Below are 18,169 nucleotides of genomic sequence, written 5' to 3' on the forward strand. Positions count from 1 at the left end.
ATCTGCGCTCCGAATATATTCAAGATTGTAGTATCCATTGCGGCGGGTTACCTCCCGTGCCCGCTCCATCATCTCATCCACTTCGTTGAGGTAAAGGTTCGCCTGCTTTACCTCCGTAGAAAGATTTAAGACACAGCAGAGCCCCTTCGCTCCGGTAAAGTTCTGTTGTCCTTGCCATCCTCACTACTACGGACTCATCCGCCACCCTCTTGTCTGTCAGCCCATTTCGCCGTGGGACTTATAAGGCTTACCTTCGTTCCTGATATTTCTATCAGGGTCAAGGAGGGTTTCCCCAGTTGCTACTGCTCCTTTCTCTCCGTGTCGCCGCTGATACCCCGCCACCGTTCTTTTCCCTATTAGCCAGTTTAGGTTAGTGAATTCCGCCTTCGCCTAAAATTGACAGGCTCGGCCAGTTGTCAATGGGGCTTCAGAAGGCAACGTTTCCATCGCCCCCTGCCATCCAAGCTACATGGCTCCGGCTTTTACCATGACGGGACTTTCACCCGTTAGAAAGCAGTACCCTTCTCTGGGCACGCCATTTTGAAAGTTTAACCCCTCTAAGTTGTTATTCATAAATAGGGTTAGCAGTTTTTCAACTGCTAACCCCCTTATTAAAGAAACAATTACCACATACAACCACTACCAGCCTGTATCTTCTCTTGCCCCTTTAACTTTTTGATCTTGACCTTCATTTCACTCACCCTCTTTCGTAAATAATATTCCTCCACTAATCTGCCGCTGGACGCCAGCAGCCAAATATGGTTTAACCGCTTGTTTCCAGACTCTGTTTGGAAACGAGCAGAATAAACACACCCCTTGCCCCTCTCAAGAGGGGAATTTGAAAAGTCCCCTCTTGGGAGGGGATTGAGGGGTGGGTAAAAGTGCCCATAATACATCCCCGGCCCCTCCCGGTATCGAGTACGGGACAAGCCTTTTTAGAGGTGAGATAAAAGTCTTATTTTCATACAAATTCAATAATTTTAAGCCCCAACGCCTCTTTGAAAAAATCACTACATACCTGCTGCGATTCGTCCATTGAAATGTTGAATATATTACTTGCCTGTTCGATGATAGAACGAATCGTGGTTTTGCCATCACTCGAAGCAAGCAGAAAGGCGGCATCTTTCTCCATCTGCCACCTTTCACCGGTTTCTATATTGTACACAAGAAGCACCTCTTGTGGCGTAAGTGGATCGGTTATAGCCTCCTTATTGGACGCATTGGGCGCTTTATCCCGTGCTTGTTGCTGCTCATCAATGAAATCATAATTGTAATGAATCGTCCCGTAAAGGATCCATGAAGGCACCTTCGGCCTCCATTCCAAGAATTCCCCTTCAATTGCTGGCTCCTCTTCTTCTTTCGATACCGCATCAGTAAAACCTGCTCCGTAATGCTCCATATAGAGATAACGATGGGTAGGAATTAAGAAATGTGATGGGAAGTACTTTTTCAACTCAGAAGCAATGTCCTGGGATACCTGTTGTATCTCATCTGGCGACATCCCGCTTGAGGTCGTATAGTCAAGATAATACGCTAACATCCCCTCATCCGGGTAATTGAGCGTAGTAATGCCATAGTGAGCAGGATTCTTTGCCATATCGGATTGCCGGAAGAGAATAAACGGGGTGTAACTAAAATCCTCAATCTGCTTATGATGCCGGATAAGGAAATCCCGCGTCTCATGGGCTTCTTGTTCTGTTTCTGTAGGTAATCCCACAATGGTCAGGAGGCGTGCCTTTATGCCTGCTTGAACACAATTCTCTAACACCTTTTCGATGGTCTCACGTTTTGTGCCCTTCTTCACGAGGTTCAGTAATCGTTCCGAAAAACTCTCCAGGCCAAACCATATCGCTATACACCCTGCCTGCCGTAATTTCCTGAGCAGTTCTACCGTAAAACCCGACTCAAACCGGGCACGACACGTCCATCTAATATTGAGCTTTCGGTCTAGAATACCCTGTGCAAATTGTGATAAATAGGAAGGGGAAAGAATCTGGTCACGGAAGCGGAAGAACCGTGCCTGTGTCTGGGTTTGTATAGACGCCAGGTCATCAAGCACATTATTCACCTTCCGGCAACGGTAGCTGCGGCGCGGGGCGCCAATGGAACAGAAAGAACAATGCCCCCAATAGCAACTCCGGGAGATCAAATAGTCAATAACCCTTTCTGGAAAGAAATATTTTTCAAGAGGAAAATCCTTATAACTCGGTGCCGGTAATGCCTGGATATCTTCTGGCTCGCAAATGGGGTTCACGTGCATCTTCCCATTATTCCAGTATGCCAGATTAGGTACATCATCGAGGTTCTTTCCTGAGGCAAGAACCTCTGCAAGCCTCGTAAAAGGACGCTCGCATTCATACACAATTATGCTATCTATCAGGGAAAAAAGTGGTGAGGCATCCCCTGTCTCTAAACAGTCCAGGATGTGGGTAAAGCTGAATTGGTCTTCCAGACACCCAAAGACGGTAATATGTGCCTTTGACCCTTCTTTCTTCAATACATGGGCAAGGGTAAGGGCAGGGATTATCTGGTCCGGGTGTGTCACATTGAGGCCTATGAGATCAAATTCTTTTTCAAGAATATCAGGCAGCCACCGGGAGTAAAGAATGCTGAGGAACGGATGTTCCTTCGTTGCCTGGATCGCTTGTAAAACTTGCCGGAAAGAACGCTCATCGTACTGCATTTGGTAGTTAAAGAGCGTAATACGTGTTGGTGCAAAGGCTGTGGAGATCAGTGTACAGGCCTGTTCTAAAACCTGACGCGCATGCCAGTAGGAGCGATAATTATAGAAACACGCGGGGTCGCGCATAACGTTCTTCGCCCGGTTGACCTCTTCTACGACATATTTGCCCGTAATGGCAACCGGGGTCAGGGCATGGTATCGGGCCTGTTCCTGTTGCGAAAGATGATTCTTTGCATCTAAAGATTGCCACTCTTGCAACAAGCGATGGTAAATATTCTTGAGCCAGTCATCATCTAAAATAAGGTCGAACATTTCGATACTGAGATCCCGTACGTAAGGTTCAATGCCTTTCGTACGCAGATAAGCCGCCAGGTAAGCCACCTCTGCCGGTGTATTCGGATAATACCATACAGGGGGAAAAAGTAGTGCCGTTTGAAACGAATTCATAAATATAGTTTCCTTCCAAATTGATTGAGATGCAATGATAAATACATTGACAAATTATTTACCTTACGTTATTGTATTATTGTAAGGAGATCAGTATGGCGTATAGTATTAAATAGCGTGTATCATTATTATAAACGAATTAAATAACCATATATCCAAATGTCATTGCGAGAGCAATAGCCCGAAGCAATCCCGGAGGTTTAGATTGTTTCGCTTCTCTCGCAATGACAACTTACTTTTGACGTTTACTATAATGCGTGGAGAATACGTATGAAATCTAAAATTACCTCAAAATTCCAAGTTACCATTCCGAGAGAAATCCGAGAGAAACTTCATTTAAGTGTTTCAGATTCAATCGAATGGAAAATTGAAGAAAACAGAATATTCGTTGAACCTGCCGATAAACCATTTCTTAAGTATAAAGGATCCATTAAAGTCGAAGCCGGCAATATCAAAGAGGATATCCTGGAGGCTAGAAAAATGTGGATATTGAAGAACAAATGAACTCCTTTCTTATAGATACCAATTGCCTGATTTCGTATACCACAACCAGAAGCAAGACTCAAACTGAAAAGATCTCCGGATATATAGAAGATGCATCAAACTTTCAGGCTGAGATAATCATAATTTCAAACACCATTACCGAATTCGTTTACACTTTGCAATCTATTTACAAAGTTGATTCATTATTCATAAACCACATGCTTCTCGATCTGTTTAAAAATCCAGGGATAAAACATCAACAAGGGTATTTTATAAGCACTATTTTATCCTTGTGGCCCGATACAATAAAAGATTATGGGGATGCAGTGTTAGCCGCTGCTGCATCCGAACTCAAAATTCCCATATTAACATTCGATAAACCCTTTTCTAAACAGCTATCGCTTATAAACATTCCACACAAACTCTTGTGATAATTTTCAGGATTTGTGAAATTTTTAAAAATATTACCGCGCCTACGCCAACCCTATCTTGAATAATTTACCCGTCATCCTGATATTCATTATCAGAGGACTCTCTATATAACAACCTTTAATAAAGGTGATGTAATATGAATACCTTTCCCCTTTACTGATTTGAATTGTCAGTAATACCAATTTATAACCTCAATCCAGCGACAATTTTAAATTTATTACCTTGAAACACACATCTTTAAATGGCACTATCGATATACTCCATAAGATTGAAACTATTGAGAAAGAAATTGTTGATTTAAAATTATGCAATAGTTTCTCCTTTTCCCTTTATCACTCTGCGTTCTCAGCGCCCTCGACGGTAAACTGATACAAAATTAAAATTGAAAACCTTTGTATACATGATATACTTGTAGACAAATATATGGAGGATTATTATGAAAACGACAACTCTAAGAGTGCTTAAGACAACACAGGCAAGACTTAAAAAAATTTCCACGGCTGAACATATCAGCATTATGGAATTAGTTGACAAACTTGTGGATGAGCATGAAAGGTCTTTTTGGAAAGGATTTGAAGAGGACTCTATATCTTTTCTCGATAAGGAAGATATAAAAACACGGAAGACCTTTGAAAATGCATTAGGAGACGGTATTGGCATACGAAAAACCCTTTCCAAAAAGAGGAGAAATCTGGCTCGTTGATTTCAGCCCATCTATCGGTTTAGAAATACAAGACCTGCATCCCGCCCTTGTTGTTTCCGTTGATGAACTCAACAAGAGTACATGGGGATTGATTGTTGTTTGCCCTATTACAACTTTCAGAAAGAATAAACCCTTTCGGCTCCACGTCCCTCATATCACCTCCTGAAGGTGGTATTCGTCAAACTTCCATATACGAGCGACCAGGTGAAATCTCTTTCTATCCAATGGTTTTCAGAACGATGGGGAGCAGTAAATGCAGATGTTCTGAAGAACGTGGATTTTATACTGAAAAAGGTATTGGGACTTTAAACAAATCATTCGAAAATAGCTGTGTAGAATGGGTGAAGCGACAGCGCACCTATCAAATAATGACTAAATAGAACGAATACCAAGACCCATGTGTCCCTTTAATTGCGCTTGATTCCCTGAATAATTAGTCATAAAATATGATTATTACCCTTTTGATTTTTGCAATTCTACTGGTACTTCTGCACTTACGATACTTTAGCAAGGGAAATAATATGTCTAAAATCATTGAAGCTATCTATGAAAATGGGGTATTAAAACCCACGAAAGTCCTTAAATTAGGAGAACATCAAGTTGTTAAAATCGCTATTGTTTCTCCTGAAGCACATAGGAAACAAAAGATTCCTCCGGCTGTGAAAAAAATAATCCGTCACCTCAAAAGTACTCTTCCTACGCGTACGTCTAAGGAACTTATCAAAGATACTCAGATAGATGTTGACTAATTTCATATTCATTGATACCAACATCTGGTATTATGCTTACGTAATTCCCAAAAGACTGGAATTCGTAAAGATTCATAATCGGGCGGTTCAGTTCCTAACTGAAAAACTAGAAGATGCCAACCTTATCATAGCAATAACTACTCACCAAATTGCCGAAATCCTTGATGTATTACGCAAAAGCAACCTTTCCGTTAATATAAGAAAAGATATCCTGGAGAGTTTTAAAACCCCTAAGTTCCATATAGTAAATCTTACAATAGAGTTAATCGAAGCCTCTTTCTATAAAAGCCTTTCCTCGGATATTCACATCTATGATTATTTATGTGCTTACCTCTGGCAGATATTGTTACAGAAATTTTTTCTGCTGATGACCACTTCCAACATGAACACTTCAAGGCTATTGCCAGAGTAACCAACCCACTTGCCCCATGGATATTGAGGGAGGGAAATATCCCGAAAAAAGCATAACCGAATCTCCTTTTGCTGGTTCAAGAACTTCGGGTATATAAAAAAAATTGAGTTTTGTCTCTTAACCTTATCTACTTGGAAAAACAGTTCTATGGCTAAATGGTTATATGGTCAATTGATCAGCCATACGATCATTCAATTGTGCAATCTCCCCAACCATGGACCAAATTTTGATTTTATCTTTTCAACTAGTTCAGTTAAATCTTCATTAAATAGGGGTAGCAGTTTTTCAACTGCTACCCCTTATTAAAGAAACAATCAATTACCAACCCTTGAGCGTCCATTCTGGCTTCTCTTGTCCCTTTAATTTCTTGATTTTAACCTTCATTTCACTCACCCCCTTTCATATATGTAAAATGTCCTTCAGCAAATAAGATTGCTGCTGATCTGTCGCTGGACGCCCAGTGATCAATTAGAGCATTACTTTGTTAAAAAATGCTTGTAAAAAATACTTTTAAGCCATGTAGGATGGGTGAAGCGACAACGCACCCATCAAATAATAACATTCAACGGGATCGATGGGTCCGCTCCGCTTGACCCATCCTACACAACTCATTTAATACTTGACAAAGATTTCATGTACTTTAATAATATGCTTATGAATATCTTTCATAAAACATATAGGTTCAAAGGAAAAGTCCTTCCCGATGGACATCTCTCCATTCCGGATGAATTAGCAACATCTGCCGTTGGTAAAGAATTTGAAGTAGTAATGACCTCCATAGACGATATTCAACATTCTGTATCTCTTTATCTCGATGGAAAGCTTAAGAAAAAAGGTAAACTAAAAGATCTGATACTAGATTCAGCAAGCATTGAGGAAGCTGTTAAAACCACCTTTGGTTCAACAGATATCAGCAACGTAATAGAAATTGTTCGAAAATGACTATCGATATGATTGCACTTGATACGGATGTTCTTGCCATTTATCATATCTTCCATAATGACCAAAGGTATAATGCCACGAGAGGATTTTTCGACAAGATTGGCGATCAAATCAAGGCCATTACCATCTTCAATCTTCTTGAATTGTGCGGAATACTTACCACTGCTATAAGAAAAGAAGACTCCATGACGCTCTTTCATAAGTACCTCACAGCCGAAGATACACAAATACTCTTTCCACGTTTCACAGCAAACGAAGAAAAGGACTTCTGGGCCACGCTCGTTTCGGAATGTCTGTCCAGAATACAGAGAGGACTCCGACTCGGCGACTCCGTCATTTTATGGACGTTAGAGACAAACAACATAGATACAATCATTACATGGAACACCAAACACTTTACCGGAAAGACGTCTGTCAAAGTTTTAACCCCTTCAGAATTCCTATAACTTTCGTTCAGCTCCGCTTGTCCTATCCTTCTTGCCTATTTTCCGGTTGGCACTGCCCACCCTACTAGAGCGTGTTATGCACTTTGAAATATCACCTTAGCAAATCTTCTGAGCATGAGTATGGCAAAAGCAAGGAAATGAAGACCAGTCCAGCGCTTCAGGCATTCGCTCATAATCCCTTACGAGTCTTCTGAACCTGCTCTTCCAGGCAAAGGATCTCTCAACGACCCATCTTCTGGGGAGAAGTACAAATCCTTTCTTTGCCTGAGGGAGCTTCACCACCTGAAGCTCTATTCCATGCTCTTTGGCATCCTCTTTTGCCTGATCACCTGTATAGCCTTGATCCACAAAGGCTATCAAGGCGGATTCTCCCGTTACTTCCTGAATCTCTTGACAAAGCTTCTTCACCTGAGCTCGTTCCTGCTCATGGGCAGGAGTTACCTGCAAAGCCAGAAGATGTCCGAGAGTATCGACAGCCATATGGATCTTGCTTCCTTTCTTCTTCTTCTTGTGTCCATCATATCCGGCTCTTCCTCCACTCTCAGGGGTAGACTGAATAGTCTGGCTATCGATAATCGCCGCAGAAGGCTCCTTTTTCCTTCCTTCAGCCAGCCGCAAGATCTCTCGAAGATCACGAACAATGGCCTCAAAGACTCCAGCTCTTATCCATCTCATAGCTTGCTGGTAGATGGTATACCAGGAAGGAAGATCATGGGGGATCATCCTCCAGGTGGTTCCCCCTCTGACCATCCATCTCAGCCCATTGAAGACTTCTCTCAAAAAATGCTCTCTTTGAGGAGCTTCCTCTTTCATCAAGGCCAGGCAAGGGGCGACAAATGCCCATTCAGCATCAGTGACATCACTTGGGTATGGTTTTCTTTTGTTTTTATTTGGTTCCATACCCAAATTATAACAGTTTTATCCACAAAAGCGCATAACACGCTCTAGGCTTAATAAATATCTCAGTAATATCTTGACAAAGAGCAGTATTTACATTAAAACTAACCTCACACAAAGATTAATATTTAATAAATATTCTTAAAAAAGGAACAACTCCCATGAAACAGATAGCTTTAAACGGCGCTATTGATATACTCCATAAGATTGAAACTATTGAGAAAGAGATTGTTGATTTAAAATTAACCGTTCTCAAGAAACTCGCTCCAACAGGTAAAAAAATCATATCGCTCAGGGGCATTCTCAAAGGGGTGGATATTACCGATGAAGATGTAACTTCCGCGAAAAAGTCCCTCTCTAGCAAAATAGTGATATAAAGCTTTTATGAACTTTGTAACGGACACACACGCCCTTCTCTGGTGGTTTACAGACAGTCCTAAAATAAGTCCAAAGGCATCAGCAATCTTTGAGAAATGTGAAAAAGGAGAAAATGTAATCTTTGTGCCTTCAATTGTCATTGCAGAAGCATTAAGCATTTTTGATAAAAAACGCATATCCTTTAACTTTAAGAAATTATTTAAAGAAATACGTGAAAGTGAAAATTTTGTGATCAGCGCACTCGATTACCCCATTCTCCAGAAAATGATTACCCTAAAAGACATCCCTGAACTTCACGATAAGATCATTGTCTCAACTGCAAGATATCTCAACCTCCCCATAATCACAAAAGACGAAACCCTTCAAAACCTTCCCAATATAAAAACCATCTGGTAACTCCGTGGGAATTCAATATGAGCATGAAAGGCCTTTTTGGAAAGGATTTGAAGAGGAATCTATCTCTTTTCTCGATAAGGAAGAGATAAAAACTCGGAAGGCCTTTGAAAATACAGTAGGAGACGGTATTGGCATACGAAAAACCCTTTCCAAAATGCGGACGTTCTGAAGGACGTAGATTTTATACTGAAAAAAGTATTGGGACTTTAAACAAATCATTCGAAAATAGCTATCGGTATAGAAACAATCATTCTATGGAATACCAAACACTTTACCGGAAAGACGTCTATCAATGTTTTAACCCCTTCAGAATTCCTGTAACTTTCGTTCAGTTGGATGGGTACGCTCCGCTTGACCCGTCCTGCATTGCTGATTTTTTGGTGGGCACTGCCAACCCTACCAGGCTGAAGAGCACATTCATAAAAGATTCCCATTCCTTATCAGAGACAACCGTTGAAATATTATCTTGATGAAGATTTGAGCCCAAAGATTGCAGAAATACTCAGAAAACACAGCATAGATGCCGTCAGCGCCCATGAAACTGGCATGGTGCAGGCGGAAGATAGAGAACACCTTAAACTGGTTGCCTCTGAAAAGAGATGCCTTGTAACACGCAACAGGAATGATTTTATCCGCCTGACCGTTCAATTCTTTCATGAGCATCGTTCTCATAGTGGAGTCCTCATAATTCCCCATACATTACCAGATGATAATTTTTCACTGATAGCCAGAGCTATTTTAAAGTATGATTCAAAACATTCTCATGATGTAAAATCTTATGGCATTGATTTCCTGAAATCTTAGCCATGCAGGATGGATGAAGCCTGTCCTGAGCTTGCCGAATGGACGACAGCGCATCCATCAAATAATAACATTCAACGAAATCGATGAGACCGCTCCGATTGACCCATCCTACGCAACTAGTTCAAGTTGATGCGGTTGTTAGGTGATATTTAAAGAATACTCGATACCATCATGGTTGCTATCTGTTGCTAATTCATGGATTTCTGTGGCCATAACCAACCATTCAATCGCGCAGGCCATCGTCGGCGACATGCGTTTTTTATCAAGTGATCTACTCACACCTACCAATACAGCCGCAAAGTCCTGATATGTAAGACCATACCCAATTAGCAAGTCTGGATATGCATGTGATAGCATACCATCACCGAGGACTGATACAAGCTTTTCTGTTACCCTGCGTCCCAAGACATTCTCTAATAACGCAGAAGCTGACATAAACTTGTGATGAAACCTTTCGTTCTTATCAAAATTGAATTTTGACAACACGGAGGAACATTTGGCAGACAACGCTTCAAAAGAGGCTGACGAAACGAGTAATGGCATCGCTTCTCTATCATAATCCATCTTATGCTTCATAAGTTCGCTGGATAAAAGTGCGGCAACAATATTAGCATGATAAATACCATAGAAAATTCCACTAGATGTGAGTTCTGAAGCACTAAGCTCTCTATCTGGTACAAAACCATTAACATCCCAAGTCAAAAATAGCGCACTCAGCCCAATGTAAAAGATGGGTGTATACGGCATTCGACAATAGAACGCTGTCAATAGAAACTCACCTAAGAGGTCAAAGTCAAATCGTAATAGACTCCACATAATTCCAGATTCTATTGTCTCCCAAATATCATTCGGGACAGTCGTTAGTGGCAATGGATGGCAGCCAAAATCCGTGGTGTAGAATACGGAATGCGTAAAAGCGTAACCATCATCAGCATTCATCATCAGCGGAGAAGACTTGCGATGTAATAAGCTATCATCTGGAATATTAAGTGGAATATTTACCCCTAGGATTTGAGAACTCCATTTGACTTCAAGCAATTGAAATGGACTTCTTTCGGATGAATCTAAGAATAGTTTCCTCCATGCGGCGCGTGCTATGTTATCAAATTTAGTGTTATGTCTTCCAAGCTTATTTAGCAATGCTGTACCCATACACAGCATAAAAGCGCGCGACGGTTTCCAAAGCAACCCTTGAATTATTGCATTCGACCTAAGGCGCTGCTCGATTAGATTCAGAAGGCTTTGAATTACGGTATTAGACTCAACGGAGAAATACCCATGTCGATTTAGCCCCCAGAATAGCAGAGCGATTTCGCAAGCCGCCTTGTCAGCCCGCGCATCCCCAGCTGTAGCCTTTTGGATGTTACTTGCGCCATTGTGCAGTAGCCGTATAGTGCTGTGCATCCTAGACTGCAAGGCTTGCCTTGATATTAACTCAGAAAAGTTCATTTATGTATCTCCCTAAAAACTTATCTACTCTTCCCCTCAGCAAATACAGGCTGAGGGGAAGAATATTTCTTGGGTTGCAGAAAACATCAATCTTTAGCAAGACCCTTATACTTATCCTCCAGCTTTCAAACGGAGTTCGTGTTGGATAAGGTTCCTGATATTGTCAAGTTCATTGATGCCAATCGGTCGAGGCCCTGGCCACTTGCGTAATATCCAACCGTTTCCACACCAGATATCCCAAGGGTCGAGCCCAGAAATAGCGCCACCCTTTACCAGTGATGACAGCGACACATCGAGATTCAAGACCTTGGTTTCTACTAGGTTTTGCACATTTGCTTCGAGATCATTTACCTTTGGCATTTTGTTTCTCCTTTCAATATAAAAATATTGGTTTACTTTTAGATAAATTAATAGATATTCCAAGCTCGCAAAATGTCATCCCACAATCTCTATTATCTTTTCAACTAGTTCGGTTAAATCTTCATTAAATAGGGGGTAGCAGTTTTTCAACTGCTACCCCCAGTTTCATTAAAGAAACAATTACCAGAAAGTCCACGACCATTCTGGCTTCTCTTGTCCCTTTAATTTCTTGATCTTAACCTTCATTTCACTCACCCCCTTTCATAAATATAATGTCCTTCCGCTAATCTGCCGCTGGACGCCAGCAGCCAAATAGAGCACTATTTTGTTAAAAAACAAAGAACTACTGCATCCGTCAATGATGGGATTCTTGCCATTGATGATATAAGGTATCTCGATCTATTTGCAAAGAACGTAAGATAAAAAGAACAATTTTGCGAATCACTCAGAAGAAGCAGGTAAGGTGAGTGGGTATTTAATCTTATAATTTAGATCAGTCCTTTTTTGCCCTGTTTATTGTTGGGTAATGTAGTCCATGATAATCGGCAATTTTCTTCTGATTAATCAGGTAAAGGAATAAAAGTTCGTGGTCGATGGATTTTTACTTAATTAATAAACTTCAGCCATTTTAGTCTCATTCAGATAATACGCCCTCGCAAATGCAACCTTTCGATTAAATTCAAAATCATTTGCTAAATTGGTAAGAAACTCCACAATTTTATTATTAGACATAAGCTTATAACAAGCATCACAAATTCCATTCTTTATGTATCTTTCGGGGAGATATTCTCTTAATCCTGCTTCTTTGATTATAGAAATTAACTTTTTTGGACCCCATATTCTTATTGCATGTAAGATTGGATTCGATTCTGCCTCTTCGAAGATTTCATTTATTGAATTTTTCCTTAAATTTCCTAATAGTAGAGGATGTGAAGATTGCAAATCAATTAGCGGTCCTATACAAGCTATTACTTTTCCATCAGGAAAGATTATAGGTGAACCAGCAGCTATACAAGCTGAAACAGGCGGGTCTTCTGACATTTCATATGTTGGAGTATAAAGCTTCTTTGAAGCTCTCCCTACTAAAAAAGTACAAACTGTATTAATATTGTCCTTTTCTGTAATTTTCTGTAATTTATTTAATATCTCTTTATACTCTCTATCATCTTTATTTTCCGTACATACAGTTATATTGTAAGGTATGTTACACTCGGTTGCAGCTAGAACGGCATTTTTCACTCTTTCAAAAGGTATAAATTTTTGATGATATACATCCGTACTGATAGCAATCATTTTAATTTCAGGAACTTCTCGAAGTATCTTACTTGCTTTTTCTCTTGTAGTTGCCCAAAAGGCATTGGTTACAGCCGTAATTACCAAACCACAATCTTCCGCAAAATTGGCGATCCTTTTCAATTTACCAATATCATAAAAAGGTTCACCACCAGTTAGTGAAAGTGCTGTGATATACCCATTCCTATAATTAGCTAATTGTTGGATCCAATCAAATGCATCGTTAATTAATAACTCTTCTTTTCTGTCAGGACTAGCCTCAATTATGCAATGAGGACACATAACCTGGCATTTATATGTTAGAATACATCCAATATTTTTTAGAAAAGATGTCCATCCTGATCCATCAAGTGACATTATTACTCCTCCAATATATCCTATTTATTCAAGAGAACCATCATAATGACGGTTCCCTTGAATAATCTTCTTATTTTATTTTCTATCTCTCTTCCACCTCTTGCAATTTTGGTACAAGCACCACGTCATACTCATCTCTTAATTTTGACAATAATTCAAAATTGCGTAAGATATTGTCAGGCAGAATAAGTATACCATTCGACCCTACATCTCGCACAATACGCATAGGTTCCGTCTTGAATTCTCTGAGAAGTTCTGGTGGAATACGAACTGAACGCATTGGAATCGGATCCTGTGGTAGTTTTACTTTTTCAGCATTCATAGCTAACCTCCCTTTAAAAATATTTGTTTACTTTTAGATAAAATTAATAAATTGTCCAAGCTCGGAAAATGTCATTCTCAACAAGGCTCAACGCCACAAAATCTCTGATCCGGCGATTGATAGTAACAGCATGTTCGCGTACACTCGTTCCAACAAAACCAATTAAAAGGCGGAGGAAGGCATCGTCTTTCATATTCCTCCCTGCAAACTGGTTTTGTGGGATATTGTTTTGGCGGAGGGGATTCTCCACCATTATCACCTGGAAGCTCGGGCTCGCAATCCTTGCACTCATCACAAATACCACACTGTTTACCGAATGCTTCACAGTAATAGCATGCGCTATTACATTTCCTTTTATCGGGACACCACTGTAACGCTACCCGGATTTCTGGAATAGTATAAGATGCAACAGTTCGGTATTGTCCTTTTGTCTTATAAAGTGATGCTTCTGCAATAAATCCTGGTATTTTCATTTTATTTCACCTCCTTTCAAATTTTTAAATTCTACAATACGAAAAAATAGGTACAGAAAAGGGTCTTCATATCGGAGAGGCAGCTATTCTTGAGCACTAGAAACAAATCGCGATATAGACTTTCTCATTACCTGGAATAACAAGCATTTTATTGATAAAACATATATCAAGGTTTTAACTCTCATTGAATTCTAAACTATACCTTACCTGGTGTAGGATGGGTTTCATACTTCAACCTACCTTTATCCCATCTGTCTTTCCCGGTCTGAAGGGTTCACAAAAGAATGATAGAAATCTTCAAAAGTATGTATGGTGTCCAGGTAATTCGTAAGTGTTGTGTCCCTAGACTTACATTTTTTTGTTCCTCCGAAAATCAATAATCAACGGCATGTCAAGTCTGACCCGCAGCCCATGAAAAAAGTCGATGGAATCCCTTAAACTATTATTGCACCTGCATGCCAACCATTGCTATCACGCCAATAGTGCTGATATCGGCCGTCATTCCTCTCTGCGATCAATTCTAAATTGAAACCGAAACTCCCCTCCAAAAGTCCTACCACGCGCCGTACATCGGCGCCAAAAACCGCACTTCGATTCCAAGTTTGACCAGGTAGCTGTCTATGCCACCAGTGCTCGATTTGCCCATTCGCAGCAACGCATAGCTCAAAGTTCCCAGGAGCCAGTTCGTCCTTAGCATCAAATTGTCCCTCGATCATGCACGGTGCGCTTGTTATATTTGAACCGAATTTTAAGAAAGGTTTCCATCTGCCACCAGTGAGGCGAATGAAATGATGCATAAAACCATCTCCGCCAGTGCATACATAATGCAAGTCGCCTTTATCTGCTTCCAGTTCACTAGCTATCCCAGCGTGGCTTTGAACAAGTGCAGGACCGGCGAATCGAATCTCCGCGCCAAATTGCTCCCGGGAATACCATGTTCCAGGACGCTGGGTCCAAGGCGCACTGTTATGCTTCGTCCAATGTTCAAGTTCGCCATTGAGTTTGAGAACGACTACCTCAAAATCTCCCGGCGCTCCCCGTGTGCTTTGAATGAATCCCGGTATGCCGACAGGGTTGCTCGGGCCAAAAGTTTGGTCATTTGTGGCATCAAACCACCATCCGGCATTCTGATCATAGTAAACATGACGAAGTCGACCAGAACTTGATCTATAAATCACCTCATAATTGCGATTAAACGTGCTTTGTATGACCGCCGGGCAATCAAGTGCATCATCATGAAAAGTGTCTCGCCACCGATCAGATGAACGAACGATTCCGACCTTATTCCAGGGGAAATTTGCAGTTCCATGGTCGCGCCACCAGTGTTCCAACGTCATTCCTTGCTTGATAAAGAGTTCAAAATTGTTGTGCCAGCGTCCGTTTCCACTCTCAACCAGCACCCCGTTGCGCAAGCGCCTTTTTGTCCAAGGGTCTGGATTAGTATTATGTATGCCCCAGAATTCCGCCGAAGCAAGTTGATCCCATGCCATTTGGCCAAAACCGTTTTGCCCCCAGCCGGTTCCGTATGAGTTTTTAAAAATCCAGTACTTTTTCTTAGGGTCAGGATCGTCATCGTTAAAACCTACGACTAATATAGCATGTCCTCTGGGCATTGTCGCCATCGGTCCTTTCCTGTCAATCCAGTTCTTCTTTTCTGTGACGTCTGTAATCGCTACATGCCGCTCGCTGAGCTTGACAATACGTCCTATACGGTCAGGCGTTGGAGATAAAGGTAAGGGTTTCATATCGGAGCCATGAGGTTTTGAGACGTATAATGAGGCGGGCACACTCCATGGAAAACAGTCCGGATCGGCAATACCGAAATTCTCCGCAAAAAAGGCAGCCTCTCCCGGATTTCCGATGTCCCATGATTGCTTTCCAGCTCCACGGGCTAAATCTCCTTCGGACCGACGACACCAAACACAATGCTCGATCCGCACCATGGCCTCGTACAGTGCAGTCATTGCAAATGCCCAGCAATTAACAGAGCCCACTTGGTCGCGGACAGAGCTGATCCAGTTCCAGCCAAATCGGTTGCGCCAATCAATATTCATTTGTCCTCCTTTGATGTACTATGGCATTGTCCAGATTCGTCCCTCGGTATCTGAGAGGTGCCCTCGTGAATGCCAGGATCATCAGATGATAATAGGCCAAGCTCGATCCAGCGAAGCCGCAGGAACGGATTGCCCGGCGGGTGCTGCTTTAAGATTCTATCAAAATCCTCGTGTGTTGGTTTGTAACTACGTATTTCCGTAGGAATTTCCTCAATTGCCTGAGTACCCATAGGGTATTCAGGGAGAGGGTCATCATCACCGAGACGCTCATCTACGAACCAGGGATTGCCTAACTCAGCCAAGCGTCGCCGGAGTTCCCCCACAGTACGTGGTTGAAAAGTGGGCGACACAATAGGTGTATATATTCCCCCGCCATATGCAAAAAAATCCGTCAATCGTTTTGTCATTTAAGTTACCCTCCTATCTTCATATAGACCTGTTCGATAACATTATTATCCTTCACTTATTAACCACTTTTTTTAGATTAGCACCACTTACATTTACAACCGCCGTCACCCTCACATACACAGCATAGCGGTGGTAAATTTATTGGTCTAGCAGGAGTAACAGATTGTTCACTGGTATTGTAAGACAAATCGGCTATTGATTGATAATTCCCGTTCATCTTGTATAATGACACTTCTGCAATAAATTCTGGCATTTTCATTCTTATTCACCCCCTTTTATTTTTTTATTTTTCCAGTTTAACGATCGTAGTATGATGATAACTTAGTAACAAGGAATGGAAATTCCTCCGTCACATCCACCCGCACAAAGTACTTTTCGGTAACATCGGTGTTACGGTTAGTGTACGAAAAGATCACATCGAAAATCTTCCGAGTGCCACTCAGACGCGAGGGACGAACTTCTATCCCAGCTAACGAACAATTGCGCAGATGACATTCGGCTGTATTTGCATAGATTGCATCATATTGAACTGCCAGATAGTTCAAGGCGCGATGTTCGTCTGTTGCACCGGCATTGTCAGCCATTTGCATAATCCTATCAAACACTTCCTCAGCGGTATTTGTAAATACATCTGCAGCAATCGCCTCCGGTCTTTTTTCTTTAAGGGCCGATAAAAATGATGTTCGATCGAAGGTATAAATCTGATCGAACATCACGATAGGAACCATTAGCCCATTGCACATCTCTGGCGGGGCAATTGGTCCTTTTATTCCGATGGCTACATCAATGTCCATGGGACTGGGAGCTGGACGGACAGCTTCGATCAACAGATCAAAATCTGCAGGATCACGCGGCTGCAAGATATATGTCTCCATGCCTTCGATGGTCAGTATCCAGCACAGTTTCCGTGCTAAATAACGGTTCTGCCGTTCTGATAAAACTGCATGGAATGCCTGTTGGTTTGTAAGCCCGGATGTCTTTGTTCGTGCCATAGCCTGGGCAAATTCTTTTTCTGTTCCCAGGCTGGGAAAACGTGTTTCGATCCTGCCCAACGCATACACGTTGGAATAGGTCATAGCGCCTCCTCCACAACTGTTTCTCGCACATGGGGATTCACCGGATGTTGAGCCTTTAGGTTGTGGAGGTAACGTCACACCCTCACGGTCTTCCGGAGATTGTGCTGTTGTTACATTTGTCTCACTGGGTTTGTCTCCTAACTGTTTTCTATCTTCTGTTTGTTCCATAAAATTCCCTCCTTTTTAAATGGATAAGTTATAAAAAACGTCGTGCAAGTTCTACACGGACAAACGAAGTTTGTCCGTGCCACCCTGTATATCAATTTAAATATTCACTGATTATGAACCCTCTGAATATAAGACAAATCAGGTTTTATTTTATTTGTGGCGTTTTAGACTAATGGGTAAACTGTTGTCTCAATAAGATACCTTCTTGATGATCCTCTACTTCGAATGCCAGCCTGTAAAAACAAACCATTGATTAAGCGCCGCAGCACGGCGTTCGCAACCACCACATGGCTTAATTCCTGCTGCTGAGGTTACTCGCTTAACAACATCACCAAGACCAATATCCTCGTCGGCAACGAAACCTGGAAGACGCACACGGAAAGGACGGTTTTCACTCTTTTCCTCGTGGTTGTCCGTCGCCTCATCTTTTTCCATAG

General features: G+C 41.5%; 23 protein-coding genes and 1 pseudogene. 12 read left to right on the forward strand and 12 right to left on the reverse strand.

Features of this window, described 5'->3' with window-relative positions:
• Positions 1–961: 961 nt before the first annotated feature.
• Entirely contained in the window at positions 962–3,130 is a 2,169-nt protein-coding gene (locus FBQ94_RS13480) for a B12-binding domain-containing radical SAM protein (protein WP_007222650.1), read from the reverse strand.
• Positions 3,131–3,400: 270 nt separating this feature from the next.
• On the opposite strand from FBQ94_RS13480, the gene FBQ94_RS13485 reads away from it, so the two are divergent.
• From FBQ94_RS13485 to FBQ94_RS13515, 8 genes are all read left to right on the forward strand, one after another.
• Positions 3,401–3,634: an AbrB/MazE/SpoVT family DNA-binding domain-containing protein gene (locus FBQ94_RS13485; protein WP_007222651.1), complete on the forward strand. Its 234-nt coding sequence runs from the start codon at positions 3,401–3,403 to the stop codon at positions 3,632–3,634.
• Complete coding sequence (locus FBQ94_RS13490) at positions 3,613–4,044, forward strand: type II toxin-antitoxin system VapC family toxin (protein ID WP_285442190.1); 432 nt, start codon at positions 3,613–3,615, stop codon at positions 4,042–4,044. Before FBQ94_RS13485 ends, FBQ94_RS13490 begins: the two co-directional genes overlap by 22 nt.
• 437 nt (positions 4,045–4,481) lie before the next feature.
• Positions 4,482–4,748 carry a hypothetical protein gene (locus FBQ94_RS13495; RefSeq protein ID WP_007222653.1) on the forward strand — a complete coding sequence of 89 codons (267 nt, stop codon included), beginning with the start codon at positions 4,482–4,484 and terminating at the stop codon, positions 4,746–4,748.
• Entirely contained in the window at positions 4,699–4,914 is a 216-nt protein-coding gene (locus tag FBQ94_RS17525) for a type II toxin-antitoxin system PemK/MazF family toxin (protein ID WP_007222654.1), read from the forward strand. The genes FBQ94_RS13495 and FBQ94_RS17525 overlap by 50 nt, the downstream gene beginning before the upstream one ends.
• A gap of 355 nt (positions 4,915–5,269) precedes the next feature.
• Positions 5,270–5,497, forward strand: a complete 228-nt coding sequence (locus tag FBQ94_RS13500) for an antitoxin family protein (protein ID WP_007222655.1) — start codon at positions 5,270–5,272, stop codon at positions 5,495–5,497.
• Entirely contained in the window at positions 5,487–5,909 is a 423-nt protein-coding gene (locus tag FBQ94_RS13505) for a hypothetical protein (RefSeq protein WP_007222656.1), read from the forward strand. Before FBQ94_RS13500 ends, FBQ94_RS13505 begins: the two co-directional genes overlap by 11 nt.
• A 528-nt stretch (positions 5,910–6,437) precedes the next feature.
• Positions 6,438–6,851, forward strand: a complete 414-nt coding sequence (locus FBQ94_RS13510) for a hypothetical protein (protein ID WP_285442191.1) — start codon at positions 6,438–6,440, stop codon at positions 6,849–6,851.
• The gene (locus tag FBQ94_RS13515; RefSeq protein ID WP_007222658.1) at positions 6,848–7,297 is read left to right on the forward strand and encodes a type II toxin-antitoxin system VapC family toxin; all 450 of its coding nucleotides are present in this window, start codon (positions 6,848–6,850) and stop codon (positions 7,295–7,297) included. The genes FBQ94_RS13510 and FBQ94_RS13515 overlap by 4 nt, the downstream gene beginning before the upstream one ends.
• A gap of 74 nt (positions 7,298–7,371) precedes the next feature.
• Here the strand turns inward: FBQ94_RS13515 and FBQ94_RS13520 are convergent.
• A pseudogene (locus tag FBQ94_RS13520) lies at positions 7,372–8,197 on the reverse strand (IS5 family transposase).
• Positions 8,198–8,355: 158 nt separating this feature from the next.
• Here FBQ94_RS13520 and FBQ94_RS13525 point away from each other — a divergent pair.
• From FBQ94_RS13525 to FBQ94_RS13540, 4 genes are all read left to right on the forward strand, one after another.
• Positions 8,356–8,571, forward strand: a complete 216-nt coding sequence (locus tag FBQ94_RS13525; RefSeq protein ID WP_007222661.1) for a hypothetical protein — start codon at positions 8,356–8,358, stop codon at positions 8,569–8,571.
• A gap of 7 nt (positions 8,572–8,578) precedes the next feature.
• Complete coding sequence (locus FBQ94_RS13530) at positions 8,579–8,968, forward strand: type II toxin-antitoxin system VapC family toxin (RefSeq protein WP_007222662.1); 390 nt, start codon at positions 8,579–8,581, stop codon at positions 8,966–8,968.
• A 128-nt stretch (positions 8,969–9,096) separates the two neighbouring features.
• Positions 9,097–9,438, forward strand: a complete 342-nt coding sequence (locus FBQ94_RS13535; protein WP_285442192.1) for a hypothetical protein — start codon at positions 9,097–9,099, stop codon at positions 9,436–9,438.
• Complete coding sequence (locus FBQ94_RS13540; RefSeq protein ID WP_007222665.1) at positions 9,422–9,772, forward strand: DUF5615 family PIN-like protein; 351 nt, start codon at positions 9,422–9,424, stop codon at positions 9,770–9,772. Before FBQ94_RS13535 ends, FBQ94_RS13540 begins: the two co-directional genes overlap by 17 nt.
• A 138-nt stretch (positions 9,773–9,910) precedes the next feature.
• On the opposite strand, the gene FBQ94_RS13545 is transcribed toward FBQ94_RS13540, so the two are convergent.
• From FBQ94_RS13545 to FBQ94_RS13590, 10 genes are all read right to left on the reverse strand, one after another.
• Positions 9,911–11,221, reverse strand: a complete 1,311-nt coding sequence (locus tag FBQ94_RS13545) for a DUF6895 family protein (protein ID WP_007222666.1) — start codon at positions 11,219–11,221, stop codon at positions 9,911–9,913.
• Between the two features lie 111 nt (positions 11,222–11,332).
• Positions 11,333–11,551 carry a hypothetical protein gene (locus FBQ94_RS13550; protein ID WP_285442193.1) on the reverse strand — a complete coding sequence of 73 codons (219 nt, stop codon included), beginning with the start codon at positions 11,549–11,551 and terminating at the stop codon, positions 11,333–11,335.
• 639 nt (positions 11,552–12,190) lie between these two features.
• Complete coding sequence (locus FBQ94_RS13555; protein ID WP_007222668.1) at positions 12,191–13,231, reverse strand: radical SAM/SPASM domain-containing protein; 1,041 nt, start codon at positions 13,229–13,231, stop codon at positions 12,191–12,193.
• An 82-nt stretch (positions 13,232–13,313) separates the two neighbouring features.
• Positions 13,314–13,553, reverse strand: a complete 240-nt coding sequence (locus tag FBQ94_RS13560) for a hypothetical protein (protein ID WP_007222669.1) — start codon at positions 13,551–13,553, stop codon at positions 13,314–13,316.
• Between the two features lie 77 nt (positions 13,554–13,630).
• Positions 13,631–14,026 (reverse strand): hypothetical protein, encoded by a 396-nt coding sequence (locus tag FBQ94_RS13565; protein WP_007222670.1) that lies wholly within the window; start codon positions 14,024–14,026, stop codon positions 13,631–13,633.
• 434 nt (positions 14,027–14,460) lie between these two features.
• On the reverse strand, positions 14,461–16,080 hold the full coding sequence (locus FBQ94_RS13570; RefSeq protein ID WP_007222671.1) for a C1 family peptidase: 1,620 nt from the start codon (positions 16,078–16,080) through the stop codon (positions 14,461–14,463).
• Positions 16,077–16,487, reverse strand: coding sequence for a hypothetical protein (locus FBQ94_RS13575; RefSeq protein ID WP_007222672.1), 411 nt, complete (start codon positions 16,485–16,487; stop codon positions 16,077–16,079). Before FBQ94_RS13575 ends, FBQ94_RS13570 begins: the two co-directional genes overlap by 4 nt.
• 77 nt (positions 16,488–16,564) lie before the next feature.
• Complete coding sequence (locus FBQ94_RS13580) at positions 16,565–16,747, reverse strand: hypothetical protein (RefSeq protein WP_285442194.1); 183 nt, start codon at positions 16,745–16,747, stop codon at positions 16,565–16,567.
• Positions 16,748–16,784: 37 nt separating this feature from the next.
• On the reverse strand, positions 16,785–17,732 hold the full coding sequence (locus FBQ94_RS13585) for a cyanobactin maturation protease PatG family protein (RefSeq protein WP_007222673.1): 948 nt from the start codon (positions 17,730–17,732) through the stop codon (positions 16,785–16,787).
• Positions 17,733–17,948: 216 nt separating this feature from the next.
• The gene (locus tag FBQ94_RS13590) at positions 17,949–18,167 is read right to left on the reverse strand and encodes a hypothetical protein (protein ID WP_007222674.1); all 219 of its coding nucleotides are present in this window, start codon (positions 18,165–18,167) and stop codon (positions 17,949–17,951) included.
• Between the last annotated feature and the right edge of the window lie 2 nt (positions 18,168–18,169).

The organism is Candidatus Jettenia sp. AMX1 (assembly GCF_030263775.1).
Taxonomy (GTDB): Bacteria; Planctomycetota; Brocadiia; order Brocadiales; family Brocadiaceae; genus Jettenia; species Jettenia caeni.

What these genes read in the sequence shown, in the direction of transcription:
- FBQ94_RS13480 (WP_007222650.1), bottom strand. Translation starts at nt 3,130, where the DNA reads ATGAATTCGTTTCAAACGGCACTACTTTTTCCCCCTGTATGGTATTAT.
- FBQ94_RS13485 (WP_007222651.1), top strand. Translation starts at nt 3,401, where the DNA reads ATGAAATCTAAAATTACCTCAAAATTCCAAGTTACCATTCCGAGAGAA.
- FBQ94_RS13495 (WP_007222653.1), top strand. Translation starts at nt 4,482, where the DNA reads ATGAAAACGACAACTCTAAGAGTGCTTAAGACAACACAGGCAAGACTT.
- FBQ94_RS13500 (WP_007222655.1), top strand. Translation starts at nt 5,270, where the DNA reads ATGTCTAAAATCATTGAAGCTATCTATGAAAATGGGGTATTAAAACCC.
- FBQ94_RS13505 (WP_007222656.1), top strand. Translation starts at nt 5,487, where the DNA reads ATGTTGACTAATTTCATATTCATTGATACCAACATCTGGTATTATGCT.
- FBQ94_RS13515 (WP_007222658.1), top strand. Translation starts at nt 6,848, where the DNA reads ATGACTATCGATATGATTGCACTTGATACGGATGTTCTTGCCATTTAT.
- FBQ94_RS13525 (WP_007222661.1), top strand. Translation starts at nt 8,356, where the DNA reads ATGAAACAGATAGCTTTAAACGGCGCTATTGATATACTCCATAAGATT.
- FBQ94_RS13530 (WP_007222662.1), top strand. Translation starts at nt 8,579, where the DNA reads ATGAACTTTGTAACGGACACACACGCCCTTCTCTGGTGGTTTACAGAC.
- FBQ94_RS13545 (WP_007222666.1), bottom strand. Translation starts at nt 11,221, where the DNA reads ATGAACTTTTCTGAGTTAATATCAAGGCAAGCCTTGCAGTCTAGGATG.
- FBQ94_RS13555 (WP_007222668.1), bottom strand. Translation starts at nt 13,231, where the DNA reads ATGTCACTTGATGGATCAGGATGGACATCTTTTCTAAAAAATATTGGA.
- FBQ94_RS13560 (WP_007222669.1), bottom strand. Translation starts at nt 13,553, where the DNA reads ATGAATGCTGAAAAAGTAAAACTACCACAGGATCCGATTCCAATGCGT.
- FBQ94_RS13565 (WP_007222670.1), bottom strand. Translation starts at nt 14,026, where the DNA reads ATGAAAATACCAGGATTTATTGCAGAAGCATCACTTTATAAGACAAAA.
- FBQ94_RS13570 (WP_007222671.1), bottom strand. Translation starts at nt 16,080, where the DNA reads ATGAATATTGATTGGCGCAACCGATTTGGCTGGAACTGGATCAGCTCT.
- FBQ94_RS13575 (WP_007222672.1), bottom strand. Translation starts at nt 16,487, where the DNA reads ATGACAAAACGATTGACGGATTTTTTTGCATATGGCGGGGGAATATAT.
- FBQ94_RS13580 (WP_285442194.1), bottom strand. Translation starts at nt 16,747, where the DNA reads ATGAAAATGCCAGAATTTATTGCAGAAGTGTCATTATACAAGATGAAC.
- FBQ94_RS13585 (WP_007222673.1), bottom strand. Translation starts at nt 17,732, where the DNA reads ATGGAACAAACAGAAGATAGAAAACAGTTAGGAGACAAACCCAGTGAG.
- FBQ94_RS13590 (WP_007222674.1), bottom strand. Translation starts at nt 18,167, where the DNA reads ATGGAAAAAGATGAGGCGACGGACAACCACGAGGAAAAGAGTGAAAAC.